This is a genomic window from Marinomonas sargassi, assembly GCF_025716875.1.
Lineage (GTDB): Bacteria > Pseudomonadota > Gammaproteobacteria > Pseudomonadales > Marinomonadaceae > Marinomonas > Marinomonas sargassi.
Genome location: NZ_JAOVZB010000001.1, coordinates 551,337 through 565,351 on the forward strand (window position 1 = coordinate 551,337; position 14,015 = coordinate 565,351).

Consider the following 14,015-nt stretch of genomic DNA (forward strand, 5'->3'; position numbering starts at 1 on the left):
AGCCAGAACTTAGGCTGTCTGATAATGCTCTTGTAAAACACGTTTTACATCAGGATGAACGAACTTGCCAAAATCACCATTCAAAGAGGCAATTTCTCTTACCAGTGTGGACGAGATATACGAATATTTCTCAGAAGGCGTTAGAAAGATACTTTCAATTTCTGGTGCGATAACACGGTTCATATTGGCTAACTGGAACTCGTATTCAAAGTCCGATACGGCACGTAAACCACGAATTACCACAGTGGCGTCAACAGACGCAGCAAACTCAGTTAACAGGTTATCAAAGCCCACCACGGTAACATTAGGTAAATGACTCAATACATTTTGCGCTAATGAAATACGCAGGTCATGAGGCACAACTGGGCGCTTTTTATGGCTTGCAGCAACCGCAACAATCACGGAAGGAAACAGCTTAGATGCGCGTTCAACCAAATCCGTATGGCCATTTGTTATAGGGTCAAATGTCCCCGGATAAACCGCAATTGTACTCATGGCTTTCATCCAAAATAATTAAAGGGTATCAAAGCGATTTAGGCGCAAGCCTAACCACTTCTACTGTTTAATGGAGGGCGAATCATATAGGAATACGCCCTTTTACTCAATTCACCAAACTGTATGGCGCCATTCAGCGTTTCAATACTGACTTTAAATACTATAGGGCATTAATGCCTGCTTTAAGAAAGAAATCGCTAGGAAGATAAAGATAGGTGAAATATCTAACCCACCAAAGCTAGGAATAAAGCGTTGGCAAGTTTGATACAAAGGCGCTGTTACTTGCCTAACTAACATGGCACCGGGGTGATTAGCATCTGGTGCCACCCAACTTAGAATCACTGAGATTAACATGGCCCAGAAATACAGATCCAACAAATGGTATAAGGTGCCAGCAATGGTATAAATAGCGTAACCTGCCGGTGGCAAGCTTGCGCCTTTGAGTAACACGACAAGACCAACAGTAACAAGCTGAACACCCAATGCTAAAACAAGCGAGGCTGTGTCCAAACGACCAATAGCTGGGATCACTTTTCGTAGTGGCAAAATCAAAGGGCTCGTTGCTTTAACGACACCCTGACTAATTGGGTTGTAAAAATCCGCTCTACTAAGTTGTAAAACCAAACGTAATAGAACAATAAAAAGGTAAAGGTTACATATCACTTTTACTAGAGTGTAAAAAGGATCGGACAACATGGTTATAAATTCCTTGAATTAGGCGGAAAAGTCTTTCGACATTTCTTTTGATCGGTCAACACAAGCTATCATGGCATCAGAAATAATTTTATCAATATCTGATGCTTCAAAAGAGATAAGTGCTCGTTCAGTTGTGCCATTTGGTGAAGTAATATTTTCACGCAAAAGATCAACAGGATCATCAAGCTCTATTGCCATACGCGCCGCACCCAACATGGCATGGCTTGCCAATTTGCGGCTAGTTTCTTCATCAAGCCCCTGCTTTTTAGCTTCCTTCATCATAGCTTCGATAAAGCGGAAGAAATAAGCAGGCGCACTGCCAGATAAACTCGTCACCGTATGCATATGATCTTCACTATCCACCCACACTGAACTGCCTACACTCGCAAAAAGTTGATCAACCCAGTCTCTCTGAACGTCGGTTGTCACCTCATTAGCAATCAGCCCTGTCATACCAGCACCCAACTGCGACGGCGTATTTGGCATACTACGAACCACGGCAGCAGGTTGTGCCAACCAATGAGATATAGCACTCAACTCAACACCAGCCGCTACAGAAATAAACAGTTGGTCGCCACGAACATGAGGAGCAAACTCTTCAATAACTGCCTTCATTTGAGCAGGCTTCACACATAACACCACAACATCGGCTTGCTCAACGGCCATGCCGTTATCAGCTAGCATGCTAATACCGTATTGCTCACGATAGTATTCACGCTTCTCAGGTGTTCTTGATGTACCAATAATGCTCTCAGCAGAGTAGCCACTAGCAATCATGCCGCTAAAGATAGCACGAGCCATATTTCCAACGCCGATAAAGGCAACTTTTGCTTCCATTGTTTGACCTATGTTATTCATCGTCTCGTCCCTTATCTATTCAGTAAGGTGATAATCCCGCTCACCAAAAATGGCTGTTCCCACTCTAACAATACTGCTACCGGATTCAATGGCCGCCGCCATATCCCCAGACATACCAATTGATACTGTATCTAATTGGGAATCCAACTCAGCTAACTTCTCAAAGGCTGTTACTAAAGGTGAGTAAACTGCACATTGAGCTTCATGGGATTGCTGGGGAGCAGGTATTGCCATCACCCCCCTTAATATTAAGTTTGGTAAGCTTTTCACCAACTCTACCATAGAAGGTAACTGCTCTAATGGAATACCCGATTTACTGGCTTCGCCGCTAATATTAACTTGAATACATACGTTTAGTGGCGGCATGTTTGTTGGGCGTTGCTCGCTCAACCTACGCGCAATTTTCTCTCGATCAAGGGTGTGCACCCAATCCATTGTTTCCGCAATTTGACGTGATTTATTCGATTGAATTGGGCCAATAAAGTGCCACTCGATGTCTTTCAAATGGGATAGAGCATGAAACTTTTCAACCGCTTCTTGTACATAGTTTTCACCAAACGCTCTTTGGCCAGCATCGTAGGCTGTTTGTAATGCTGAAATAGGTTTGGTTTTACTAACTGCCAACAACCTAACACTGCCTTTTGGCCTTTGCGCTTTTTGTACTAGTTGTTCGATTTGCTGAGAAACAAAAGACAGGTTTGTCTTTATCTGGTCTGCTGAGTTGCTTGCCACGTACATCACCACTACTTTTATTGTTTCCCTACATAAACAGCAAATAGTCGCCATCTATGTAGGCTTACGTACCTCATAAAAGCGGCATAGTAGCGCACTTTTTAACCCCACAGCAAAACCCTTTATTAAGAATAGAGATCCGAGCTGCTTTTGTGGAATTTGCCATGAAATTCGATATGGTAACCCGTGGTTTTCTTTAATGAACTCGCTGCGTGGGCCGCTGCCTGATGAAGCGCATCTAGTGATGAGTGCTCAGGATAAAAGGCGATACCGATGGCAATACCTGAACGGATTAAACGATTGTTAGAGAATTCATCTTTTTGAAGTGAATCCAATAATTTATTAGCCACAACTTCCGCATCAACTAAATGTTGAATACGAATACCCATGACTAACTCACGCTCATCATAATGTGCAATCAAATCATTATCACGAACTGATTCGCGCATTACATCGGCTAAGGCTTTTAATTCTGCCGAATTGATTTTTTGTTCATCCAATAGACGAATAGACATTAAAGCCGCTCGTTGGAAATGGCGTCTAGAATCTTTGAGAATAATCCCAAAGCTATTCTCAAAACTGTAACGGCGGAGCAAGCCAGTATCTGGGCTTTTATGACTGTCTTCTAATAGTAAAAAGTTTGCTCTCTCACGTTCGAACGCCGCGCTAACAAGCGACAAGTACATATCTAATGTGACATCCATTAACTCACTTTCTAATTTGCTGTTTTCCTTTTGAAAGGAAAGCATCAAATAAATGGAGCCTTTTTCATCAGAAACACTCACCATGGAAACATGAATAAAGCCATTATGCTCTAGAAAAGTCTGCCATATGCTCCAACCTGTCGACTGTTGGATATCAGAATCCATTCTCTTAGGGCATGAAGGTGAGGCTGCAAAGGTAACCAAACTTTGCGGAATCTCTGTGAGCTGGCCAATGCCGTTTAGTAATTTTTCATTAATAGAGTCGGGGTACTGGAGACGCCATTGCAAACAGTCTTTATCACAAACTAAAAATAAGCAGTAAGTACTCGCCAGCTGATCTTCTATCTTGGTTTTAAAACGACCAAGCATTGACCCTAAAGGAGCACCTTTAGCAAGAAGCTGCATAGTTTCAGGCAAATCACTGTATAAACTTTTTAAAAAGCTTCGCTCTTTTTCGAGATAATTGAGACGCTTTTGCACCCCTTGATCCTCTTTTAGCAATGCGCTTTGTGTATTTGTCGTCATAGTAAATTAAGACCGAATCCATTAAATGATTAAAAACAGGTTAACGACCTGATACAAAAAGTAAAGATATCATCGAGAATACCTACTTGAATAGTAATAATATTCAACTAAAAGGTTTAGCTCGCCTGATAAACCCTTTGCCCAGAGACATAGGTACTCATTACCTTGCCAACAAACTCTTCTGCAAAGAAAGGCGAATTATGACCTTTGGTTTTGCGTGCTTCATAATGCCAATTCCAGCGAGCCGTACTATCAAATAAAGTAAAGTCTGCAAAGCTACCGACAGCCAAAGAACCAACTTCTAAACCAAAACAAGAAGCCGGGCCAGACGTTAAACAAGACAGTAATTCGGTAAAGGTTAAATCACCTTCATCCATTAAACGCATCGCTAAAGGCAGCAGAATTTCAATATTTGCCATACCAGATTCTGTCGCAGCAAAAGGCGCTACTTTGGCCATTTTTTCATGGGGCTGATGGTCCGAACAAATAGCAGAGATGACTCCTCGCTTCACACCTTCAATCAGAGTTAAACGATCATTCTCACCTCGTAATGGAGGCAATACATGGTACTGACCATCAAACTGATTCAATACGTCATCACTTAACAATAAATTATGTATTGCCACATCCGCTGTCACATCAAGGCCAGCATCTTTGGCCTCGGCGATCATTTCTACCGATTTAGCACAAGAGATACGAGCAAAGTGTGCTCTTACGCCTGTCTTTTCAATAAGAAGCAGGTCACGCATAAGCGCTACCGTTTCGGCTGTATCAGGAATACCCGCCAAACCATGCATGGTTGACATTAGCCCCTCATGGGCACAACCACCTTCCGATAGACTTTTCTCATCAGGGTGGAATACCACCAGCAGATCATGGGTCGCTGCGTATTCCAACGCACGAGTCAGTACCTTGGTATTGGCCATTTCATGACGACCATTCGATAAAGCCACACAACCTGCTTCGGTTAACGCCACCATGTTGCTCAACTGTGAGCCTTCTAAGCCTTGCGTTAATGCGCCAAGAGGAAAAACATTCGCCATACCAGCTTCGTCCGCTTTATCTTGGATTAAAGCGGCAACTGCTGGGGTATCAACAATAGGCTTAGTATCAGGGGAACAAATAAGTGTGGTCACACCACCAGATACTGCCGCGCGCCCTTCTGTCGCTATGTTACCTTTTTGGGTATAACCGGGTTCACGAAGAGCCACGGCCAAATCGACCAATCCGGGTAGAATCCATTGCCCTTCGGCATCTACTACTTCTGCATCGTCAAAGTCTGCTGGCGCCTCGCCAATGGCAACCACTTTTTGATCCGCTATAAATAACTCGGTAATTTCATTAATGCCTTGGCTAGGGTCAATTAAACGCCCATTTTGAATACGTAATTTCATATTATTGACCACCCTTCTCTTCTGGCGTGTCATCACCTTGTAACTGACCACTCATGGCCATAGACATCACCGCCATGCGCACTGCAATACCATTGGTTACCTGATTTAAAATAACCGAGTGTTCTCCATCCGCCACTTCCGATGAAATCTCAACACCTCGGTTTATTGGCCCCGGGTGCATAACAATGGCATCCGGTTTCGCCCAAGATAAGGACTCTTCAGTGAGGCCGTACAAACGGAAGAACTCACTTTCACTTGGTAATAAGGCACCAGCCATACGTTCTTTCTGAAGGCGCAGCATGATGACCACATCAACGTCTTTCAAACCCGCTTCTAGCTCATGACAAATCGTCGCGCCCATATCTGCAAAGAAGTCAGGAACTAATGTTTTTGGCCCTACAAGACGAGCTTCATCAACACCCAATGTCGTTAGGGCTTGTAATAATGAACGCGCTACTCGTGAATGAAGAATATCGCCAACAATGGCAACTTTAAGCCCTTCAAAGCCACCCTTATGACGACGAATCGTTAACATATCCAACATGGCTTGCGTTGGATGAGCATGTCGACCATCGCCTGCATTAATGATGGCGACATTTGGTGTGCAGTGTTCGGCGATAAAGTGTGCTGCGCCGCTATCAGAATGGCGAACCACAAACATATCACTCTGCATGGCTTCTAAATTTTGCAGGGTATCTAATAATGATTCACCTTTAGATGTTGCAGAGGTTTGGATGTTGAGATTAATAACATCGGCTGATAAACGCTTAGCAGCCAATTCAAATGTGGTACGGGTACGAGTGGAATTTTCAAAAAACAAATTCACAACCGTTCGGCCGCGCAGTAAAGGAACCTTTTTAACAGACTGTTCACCCATCGAAAGAAAAGATTCAGCTCGATCAAGAATCTCTGTCAAAATCGTTTTATCCAGCCCATCTAGTGTCAGAAAATGTTTAAGCTGGCCGTGTGCATTAAGCTGTAATGCCCGAGGGTCGGATTGCATCATTGTTTGTCTGCCTCAAACTGGAAAAGCACTATCGCTTTTCTGTTATTAAATATAAGTCTCATTCAACCATAGTGGCTAAATAGAGAAATGCCCGACTCAGTAAAACTGACATCGGGCATTTATAAGATCAAATAGCGATTCCTCCACAACGGGGTGAAATCTGTCTATTTATGGCTATTCGATCATGGATAATTTTCATGGGCTAATTGTCTTATTTGTGAAACAAAAAATAAAGCCTGAAATGCAGATTATTGGGTCTCAATTAAGGAAACTTCGAGCGGCTGAGGCCCAGAAAGTTTAACCCTTTGGTTAGGTTTTAGCGTTAACTTCTCCCCAACAATATCCGCAGCGATGGGTAATTCATGTTGTCCCAAATCATAAAGGATAGCCAATGTAATACTGGCCGGTCGGCCAAAGTCAAAAATTTCATTCATAGCGGCACGAATAGTACGGCCCGACATGAGTACATCATCCACTAGAATGACGTGACGATCTTCAATAGCAGGCAGTAATGTTTGCTTCACTTTAGGGTTCAAACCCGCTTTGGAAAAATCATCTCGGTAAAATGTAATATCAAGCGTAGCCAATGGTTCATTGGTAGGAGCCGCAGAAATCAGTTGCTCGGCAACCCAAACACCACCGCTGTGAATCCCCACGACAATAGCGTCTTGTATGTTTTTTTGCTCACAGTAAGCGGCAAGCTTTTCTTTCATTGATGCTAAAGACAGATCTAAATCTAACTTCATTACCCTGTTCACCTTGTTCTAGGTTTATGTTCGAATTGAGTTAAGTGAAAAATACATGACTTATTGCCGAGTTTAAACCGATTCCATAAACCAAGTTTCTAAAATCATCTGAGCGGCTAAGCCGTCCACTGAATTATCTTTAAAATTACGGTTGCCACCACGGGAGATGACCTGACCTTTGGCCTCATACGAAGACAAACGCTCATCCATCATGTGGTAAGGCTTATTAAAACGACCATGCAGACGCTTAGCGAATTTGGTTGCGCGAAGACACATCTCGTTCTCACTGCCATCCATATCTAATGGCAAGCCCACCACAAATGCATCAGGTTGCCACTCTTCAACAAGCTTGTTTATGTCATCCCAATTAGGAATGCCATCTTTCGCTTTTAAAGGGTCGAGTGGGCGCGCTGTTCCTGTAATACTTTGTCCTATAGCCACACCAATTCGAGTGGTGCCAAAATCAAAGCCCAATACCGAGGTTTCAGTATTGGGCTTTTCAGTTTCTCCTATTGAAGAAGTTTCAAGCATTTAACCATGTCCTATATCTGGAGAGAGTCTTGCCATATCAATTCCCAGTACCTGAGTCGCGGCGGTAAACTGCATATCGCTTGGTGTATGGAATAATACGTCTAAATCCGCCTCACATACTAGCCAATCATTGTTCGCAATTTCTGTTTCTAACTGACCTGGATCCCAACCAGCGCAACCTAGGGTAATACGAAAGGCTTTCGCACCTTTCCCTGCAGCAATATCTTCTAACGCTTCTAAGGATGCAGATAAGGACACCTCATCCGTAACAGGTAAGGTGTTGTTCCAGTTTTTGTCGGCGGTATGCAATATAAAACCACGCTCGGATTCAACAGGACCACCCGTATAAATTGGTTCGCTGGCAACAATAGGGTCATCCACTGGCATGCCTAAATAATTCGCCAGCTCGGTAAAGTCGACATTAGAAGGTCGGTTAATAATCACCCCCATAGCGCCACCCTTGGTGTGTTCGCAAAGGTAAACTACGGTGTGCTCAAAATGAGGATCGTCTAGGTGTGGCATTGAGATTAAAAAGTGATTTTTAAAAGAACTAAAAGATACATTCATAACGATAAACCCTCTTTAAATAAAGTAAAAACAAGAAAGAGCTGATTTTCTAAACGTACAACGAACTGAAAAAAGACAACAAATACAACGAAAGAGCATTAAAAATACAGAAGCGATACCAACAGAAGAACAGTTTAAGGAAGGTGCGAATAAGCCTTCTGTGCTTCAGTCTTATCAGAGAAGTGGACTATCAAGGCAAGAGTGAGCCGGAATGTTAATACCTTTCAATCACTCTTAACACAGAGAGGCCATTTCTCTAAAAGACCCGAAGGGCGTGGGCTAAACACTTTTTATTCTTTGTTAAGCTTCTTGCCAATATGTTCAATATTGGACGGCGAAACTTGCCTCGAATAATAAAGGTTTATCCACACGCTGAAGCCAGTGGACTTGTTCGTACCTTCCTTCAACAAAAATACGCCTTAATCGAATGCAGTATAGAACAAGATAAGCATTCTTCCTGACTTAAAGATAGCTTTTTTCCTTCCCCCCTTCAAAAAACTTACATCAAACAGTAGACTAAGCTCACAGATAAAGTAAAAGTTTATTACACTTCTTTTACGATCAAACTTTACTTTTAGGGTACTCAAACAATGCCGTTCACCATTCACCAACACTATCTCAATAATGCTGCTTCAACAGCACTATTTGAGCGCCTTCATCTGAAGACGTTGGCACAGTGGGTACAACACTACCAAGCAGAAACAGTAGACCTACGTTACTTCTTCCATAGTGGATGGTCGTCCTAGTTTTATTTCGCATCTCCCATTCAAGGCATACTGAATTGCTTTGAGCTATACACAATAGATACGAAAGACAAGCTTACAAAGGACAACATTATGAAACTACAAGCCATTGATTACACTAGCCCAACAGCCCAAGAAGACTTTGTTAAATCTCTACACGAGACAGGCTTTGGAGTCTTAAAAAACCACCCTATACAAAAATCATTAGTAAGCTCGATTTACAGCGAATGGCAAACCTTCTTTGATGATGAATCAAAGTATGACTTCCGTTACAACGTCGGCACACAAGACGGCTATTTCCCACCCGATGTTTCCGAAACAGCCAAAGGCCATACTAAAAAAGATATAAAAGAATACTTCCACTACTACCCGTGGGGACAATGTCCAGCAGACAGAAAAGACTTGCTGGCGCAGTACTACAGTGAAGCTAACACCCTTGCAGCCGAACTGTTAGCTTGGGTTGAAAAGCACACACCTGCAGACATTGCTCAACATTACACACAAGCGCTTTCTAGTATGGTGGAAGACAGTGATCAAACGCTATTACGAGTACTGCATTACCCGCCATTAAAAGGTGATGAAGAATTAGGCGCTATACGTGCAGGTGCCCATGAAGACATCAACCTACTAACCATTCTACCGTCTGCTAATGAGCCCGGTTTACAGGTTCAAGCGAAAGATGGCTCTTGGATGGATGTGCCCTGCGACTTTGGCACGCTCATCGTTAATATTGGGGATATGTTACAAGAAGCATCAGCAGGCTACTTTCCATCTACATCTCACCGAGTTATTAATCCAGACGGTGCAGACAAAACCAAGTCGCGCATCTCTTTGCCTCTCTTCTTGCATCCAAAACCAGAAGTGGTTTTATCCGATCGCTACACAGCGAAAAGTTACCTACACGAACGCCTAGTAGAACTAGGCGTTATCTAACTCGGTTACTGACCAGCAAACAAAAAGGGGGCTTTGAGCCCCCTTTTTGTTTATTTAAATAGAACATTTTCGACCTCCATAGACTCATAAAAACAATGAGATAAAAGCGTTTTCACAATAGTTAACACTAACTTACTTTAGTAACTAGCAAACCCAACACAATAGATATAAGATTGCCCCCCTTTTGGTGACGTTTCTTTAATCGCTATATGACAGTACAACACACCCTATGACTAAGTTTTCTCTTCGCTCCGTGCTCATTTTCCCTTATGTGACACTGGTTATTTGTTTAGCCCTAGCAATCGGATTGCTTTCTTATCAAACAGGCAGTTATGCTGTTCAAACAGTCTCTACACATTTATTAAAAGAAACGGTTAGCCGTTTAAGTCAGGCAATCGACCGACATGTGGTGGGCTCTGTTTCAGCCCTTGAAACAGCTTTTCCAGCCGGTATTACCACTCCAACAGACATACAAACGGACTTCGACGGCATTCGCACGCGCCTATGGACAGCGTCTTCCCTGTACTTAGACCCAAACAACTATGTTTATTACGGCAACAAAAGCGGCCAAGCTATAGGCCTGTACCGTGACTCCCTTAACTCAGGAGAGTTAAGGGTCAAATTCACCCCAGAAGAACACCGTACCTTCTATAAATTAGATGGTATTAATGGCGAACCGATATTTGCGTCGGTAGAAGAAAAGAACTTTGAACCACGCGTAAGACCATGGTTCCAAGCCGCTTGGGATAGTTTGGATGATATCTGGACATCTGTTTACATAGACTTCGGTACACAGGATCTAGTCGCTACCCGTGCTCGACGCATTCAGGGAGAAGATGGTGAATTAGAAGGTGTGGTGGCAACTGATATGTCACTTAAATCTTTGAATACTTTTGTCAGCACACTAAATATCTCTGAAAACGCGATCGCTTTTATCATTGAGCCCAACGGCATGCTAATCGCCTCTTCACACAGCGCCAATATTAAGCGAGACGAGAACGGAGCTAAATCGAGAGTCTTCGCCCATGAAAGCGAAAACTTCTTACTGGCAGATGTGTACCAACACATCAAACCACTCCTTTCTGACAACTTAGAAAGCCTTGAGCCGCAAACCATCAACTACAAAGATCAAAACAATAAAAGCATTTACATTGGCTACAATATTTTTGAAGACGAAGCGGGCTTAAAATGGATTAACATTGTCGCCATGCCCAGCGAAGACTTTATGGGCGGCATTAAACACAATGTTTTACAAACTGTACTCATTGGCATTTTTGCCACAGCCTTTGTCACCATTATTGGATTACTTGTCCTACAGTGGGTAACCAAAGACATTAAACTGCTATCGAAAGCGGTCAATAAAGTAGGTAGCGGTTTCCTAGAAAAGCCTATCTATATTCAAAGAAAAGACGAAATTGGCGACCTCGCCAAGAACTTCTCAGACATGCAAAAAAGGCTACAAACGGATTACCTAACCAGAATTCCTAATCGATACGCCTTTGAACAGCACCTACAGGCAACCATTACAAAAGACATAACAACAAACACCATCACCCCATTTGTTGTCTTATTCTTTGACCTAAACGACTTTAAAAACATCAACGACCTATTTGGCCATGAGACCGGCGACATTGTGCTAAGAGAGTTCGCATTTAGGCTAAAAAATACCATTTCCCAAGGGGATATCGCTGCAAGATATGCAGGGGATGAATTTGTCGTCATGTTGAATAACATCAAGGACAAAGAAGAAGTTGAGCCCATTGTCCTCGAGATGGAAAAGGTTCTTGAGCAGCCCATTAAACTGCAAGATGGCGAAGAGCTCAATTTACGTACCGCCATTGGTGCCGCATATTACCCAGCAGATAGCGATAACATTGAGCAACTCCTCAACATCGCCGATACCGTAATGTACGTGAATAAAACGACGATGAAGATGGCTCAATAAAATCAGGGGGCATAAGCCACTAAAAATCAGAGTAAAACGAATTTACCTCAAGGTGGCTGAGCCTAAAAATTGCGGGTTATGTGTTTGTCGTCATATTGAAAACAACAAAGCAAAAAGGATTTGAGCGGTTAGCCTCAAGATGGAAAAGACACTTCAGCAGCCTACTAAGTTGCGCAGCGCTTAAGCACTCACATTTGTTAAGAGTGTTAATTACTACCTGATTTATTATCTGGCGAATCTAACTCCTTCAAATTTACTACAGTTATATTAAGAGTTTTTAGCTCTTTAGCGACACTGTTTAATGATTCATGGATCTCTGAAAAAATAGTATTGTTTTTACCTTTTAATGCATCAGATAAGTCCGTTGCAGCGCTATTTGAACTATTAACACCTTTTAAATAACGTATGTCTAAAATAGACACATCCTTGCCTTTCCTTTTACGTAGAGGAGATTTAAAGCCATATTGAGAAACAACCTCTAACCCCTCTGGTATTGCGGCTTTTAAACCAGCAAATTGACCTCCCCAATATCTTAATTCACGTCCAGCAGCCAAATAATGAATAGTGTAATCAAAGCAATCATTTCTGCTTGAGTCTGCTTTTTCTATACCAAATCTCTTGATTGGAATTGGGACGGAGAAAGTTAAATTTGTAGCAGCAGATCCACCCGTATTTTTAATAACCAAATCAATAATAGAGCCAACATCTGGATTGGGTTCATAATAGATAGAAATTGAGGGCTTAGCTTGTCTATAGAGGGCGTAGTACGCAATTGCCACTGCCGCTAAAGTTATAAGTGGGCTTACTATAAAAAAACAAACTGTAAAATTGGGTTTATCTCTTGAAAGCTAATATCCATAATCAATTCTCTATATATTACAAGGGAACAAATGCCCTTAATTCCTAGACTTTAGTGCGCTTCACCCCTGTTGTTTCCTAATCTTGATTTCACAAGTATGGGCACGTCAATTAAACTACTTGTTTTCATAATGCCAATTGAAGTTTTTACTTCAGAGAAACTTAGCTTTTCTTTCCTCATATTGCGTATATTGTCATATTGGTACATAATTAATCGTAACACGGCCCCTTTCAGTGATGTTGTCTCAACAGATCTGCTTAGGGGTTTTTTATTGCCAACTCCAATCTGCGTAACCTTCGATAATCCCCATTGCCTCTAAAGTAACTCCTTGTGCTGCTAAATCAGGAAACTCATTAAGTAAGCTTTTTAAGCGCTCCCACCATGTGGAAGTAGGGCTTATTTTCATTAATATATGTTGTGTAAGACAAAGTTGCAGAAATGGTCTGGCAAGAATGTGAGGTTTCAGGTGACCTTCTAAATGATCAATATCACTCAATCCTTCTTGCTTAGGTTGTTCGATCATATTGCGATTCCATAGGCGACTATGATGCGCACAGACGTTACGAAGGTAATTTAAACAACGTAACCAGGACTCAAGTGTTTCACCCTTAGTTATACCGTATTTATTTGCAATTAATGTTTGTTGTTCAGGTAACATTCCCTTAAATAGTCGAGACATAGTGCCAAAATCCCATACTTCACAAGCGACCCAGATAGGAACTGGCAAACCATATTTTTCTTTTGTATGTAAAATGAATTCTTCTTTCGAACGAGAAATTAGGTTGGCATGGTTTTGTAGCCAAGAATGTTGTGGAATAACTCCCGTTCTGGAGTCTACCCGTTTGCTAAATACATTTTTAAAGTTTGCTGATTCTAAATAAGCAAAAGCGCTTATTTGGCCAAGGGTATGAGAAATATCAACTCGAAGGGCAATTTCTATTCGCTCTAATGCATCCAAAACTAAAATTCTTAGTTTTTTATCAAAAACATACAGGTCTACTGCATCTTGAAATCCAAAACCTGAATCAAAGCGATCAAACACTAGTTTTGTGACTCGCCTCTGCTTTTTATTAGGCATATTTAATGATGGGTCATATAAACAACAGAGTTCAGACCGCTCTCTAAACGGATACCAATAACCGCTGAGCCGATAATATCCAATTTTTTCTAAAGACGAGAGAGCCTTGTTTCTATCATCAATGATAAGCCCATTTTCAATGAGCTTATCGAGTTGCTGCTCATAACTGAGCCATGGTTTGTTATACATTCAGTTCCCTCTGA

General features: G+C 42.0%; 15 protein-coding genes. 3 read left to right on the plus strand and 12 right to left on the minus strand.

All coding sequences use genetic code 11. From position 1 onward, the window contains the following. Positions 1–9: 9 nt before the first annotated feature. The 10 genes from coaD to OFY17_RS02695 form a co-directional block, all read right to left on the minus strand. Complete coding sequence (gene coaD, locus OFY17_RS02650; protein WP_263529148.1) at positions 10–495, minus strand: pantetheine-phosphate adenylyltransferase; 486 nt, start codon at positions 493–495, stop codon at positions 10–12. 153 nt (positions 496–648) lie between these two features. Then, complete coding sequence (locus OFY17_RS02655; RefSeq protein WP_263529149.1) at positions 649–1,191, minus strand: YggT family protein; 543 nt, start codon at positions 1,189–1,191, stop codon at positions 649–651. Positions 1,192–1,209: 18 nt separating this feature from the next. Continuing rightward, complete coding sequence (gene proC / locus OFY17_RS02660) at positions 1,210–2,049, minus strand: pyrroline-5-carboxylate reductase (RefSeq protein WP_263529150.1); 840 nt, start codon at positions 2,047–2,049, stop codon at positions 1,210–1,212. Between the two features lie 15 nt (positions 2,050–2,064). Continuing rightward, the gene (locus tag OFY17_RS02665; protein WP_407659340.1) at positions 2,065–2,781 is read right to left on the minus strand and encodes a YggS family pyridoxal phosphate-dependent enzyme; all 717 of its coding nucleotides are present in this window, start codon (positions 2,779–2,781) and stop codon (positions 2,065–2,067) included. Positions 2,782–2,906: 125 nt separating this feature from the next. Further along, a complete protein-coding gene (locus OFY17_RS02670) occupies positions 2,907–4,010 on the minus strand; it encodes a GGDEF domain-containing protein (RefSeq protein ID WP_263529152.1) in 1,104 nt (367 codons plus the stop codon). A gap of 116 nt (positions 4,011–4,126) precedes the next feature. Beyond that, a complete protein-coding gene (locus tag OFY17_RS02675; RefSeq protein WP_263529153.1) occupies positions 4,127–5,404 on the minus strand; it encodes a dihydroorotase in 1,278 nt (425 codons plus the stop codon). 1 nt (position 5,405) lies between these two features. Then, entirely contained in the window at positions 5,406–6,410 is a 1,005-nt protein-coding gene (locus OFY17_RS02680; protein WP_263529154.1) for an aspartate carbamoyltransferase catalytic subunit, read from the minus strand. 248 nt (positions 6,411–6,658) lie between these two features. Beyond that, positions 6,659–7,156, minus strand: coding sequence for a bifunctional pyr operon transcriptional regulator/uracil phosphoribosyltransferase PyrR (gene pyrR, locus OFY17_RS02685; RefSeq protein ID WP_263529155.1), 498 nt, complete (start codon positions 7,154–7,156; stop codon positions 6,659–6,661). Positions 7,157–7,228: 72 nt separating this feature from the next. Further along, positions 7,229–7,687, minus strand: coding sequence for a Holliday junction resolvase RuvX (gene ruvX, locus OFY17_RS02690; RefSeq protein WP_263529156.1), 459 nt, complete (start codon positions 7,685–7,687; stop codon positions 7,229–7,231). Continuing rightward, on the minus strand, positions 7,688–8,254 hold the full coding sequence (locus tag OFY17_RS02695) for a YqgE/AlgH family protein (RefSeq protein WP_263529157.1): 567 nt from the start codon (positions 8,252–8,254) through the stop codon (positions 7,688–7,690). A 590-nt stretch (positions 8,255–8,844) separates the two neighbouring features. On the opposite strand from OFY17_RS02695, the gene OFY17_RS02700 reads away from it, so the two are divergent. From OFY17_RS02700 to OFY17_RS02710, 3 genes are all read left to right on the plus strand, one after another. Continuing rightward, on the plus strand, positions 8,845–9,000 hold the full coding sequence (locus OFY17_RS02700) for a hypothetical protein (protein WP_263529158.1): 156 nt from the start codon (positions 8,845–8,847) through the stop codon (positions 8,998–9,000). A 90-nt stretch (positions 9,001–9,090) separates the two neighbouring features. Beyond that, positions 9,091–9,930: a 2OG-Fe(II) oxygenase family protein gene (locus OFY17_RS02705; protein WP_263529159.1), complete on the plus strand. Its 840-nt coding sequence runs from the start codon at positions 9,091–9,093 to the stop codon at positions 9,928–9,930. A gap of 229 nt (positions 9,931–10,159) precedes the next feature. After that, entirely contained in the window at positions 10,160–11,875 is a 1,716-nt protein-coding gene (locus OFY17_RS02710) for a diguanylate cyclase domain-containing protein (RefSeq protein WP_263529160.1), read from the plus strand. 206 nt (positions 11,876–12,081) lie between these two features. Here the strand turns inward: OFY17_RS02710 and OFY17_RS02715 are convergent, their stop codons facing one another. Both OFY17_RS02715 and OFY17_RS02720 read right to left on the minus strand, forming a co-directional pair. Beyond that, on the minus strand, positions 12,082–12,654 hold the full coding sequence (locus OFY17_RS02715) for a hypothetical protein (RefSeq protein WP_263529161.1): 573 nt from the start codon (positions 12,652–12,654) through the stop codon (positions 12,082–12,084). Between the two features lie 348 nt (positions 12,655–13,002). Next, entirely contained in the window at positions 13,003–14,001 is a 999-nt protein-coding gene (locus OFY17_RS02720) for an Abi family protein (protein ID WP_263529162.1), read from the minus strand. Positions 14,002–14,015 lie beyond the last annotated feature (14 nt).

Coding starts and splice junctions, on each gene's coding strand:
- coaD (WP_263529148.1), bottom strand. CDS start 495: ATGAGTACAATTGCGGTTTATCCGGGGACATTTGACCCTATAACAAAT.
- OFY17_RS02655 (WP_263529149.1), bottom strand. CDS start 1,191: ATGTTGTCCGATCCTTTTTACACTCTAGTAAAAGTGATATGTAACCTT.
- proC (WP_263529150.1), bottom strand. CDS start 2,049: ATGAATAACATAGGTCAAACAATGGAAGCAAAAGTTGCCTTTATCGGC.
- OFY17_RS02670 (WP_263529152.1), bottom strand. CDS start 4,010: ATGACGACAAATACACAAAGCGCATTGCTAAAAGAGGATCAAGGGGTG.
- OFY17_RS02675 (WP_263529153.1), bottom strand. CDS start 5,404: ATGAAATTACGTATTCAAAATGGGCGTTTAATTGACCCTAGCCAAGGC.
- OFY17_RS02680 (WP_263529154.1), bottom strand. CDS start 6,410: ATGATGCAATCCGACCCTCGGGCATTACAGCTTAATGCACACGGCCAG.
- pyrR (WP_263529155.1), bottom strand. CDS start 7,156: ATGAAGTTAGATTTAGATCTGTCTTTAGCATCAATGAAAGAAAAGCTT.
- ruvX (WP_263529156.1), bottom strand. CDS start 7,687: ATGCTTGAAACTTCTTCAATAGGAGAAACTGAAAAGCCCAATACTGAA.
- OFY17_RS02695 (WP_263529157.1), bottom strand. CDS start 8,254: ATGAATGTATCTTTTAGTTCTTTTAAAAATCACTTTTTAATCTCAATG.
- OFY17_RS02700 (WP_263529158.1), top strand. CDS start 8,845: ATGCCGTTCACCATTCACCAACACTATCTCAATAATGCTGCTTCAACA.
- OFY17_RS02705 (WP_263529159.1), top strand. CDS start 9,091: ATGAAACTACAAGCCATTGATTACACTAGCCCAACAGCCCAAGAAGAC.
- OFY17_RS02710 (WP_263529160.1), top strand. CDS start 10,160: ATGACTAAGTTTTCTCTTCGCTCCGTGCTCATTTTCCCTTATGTGACA.
- OFY17_RS02720 (WP_263529162.1), bottom strand. CDS start 14,001: ATGTATAACAAACCATGGCTCAGTTATGAGCAGCAACTCGATAAGCTC.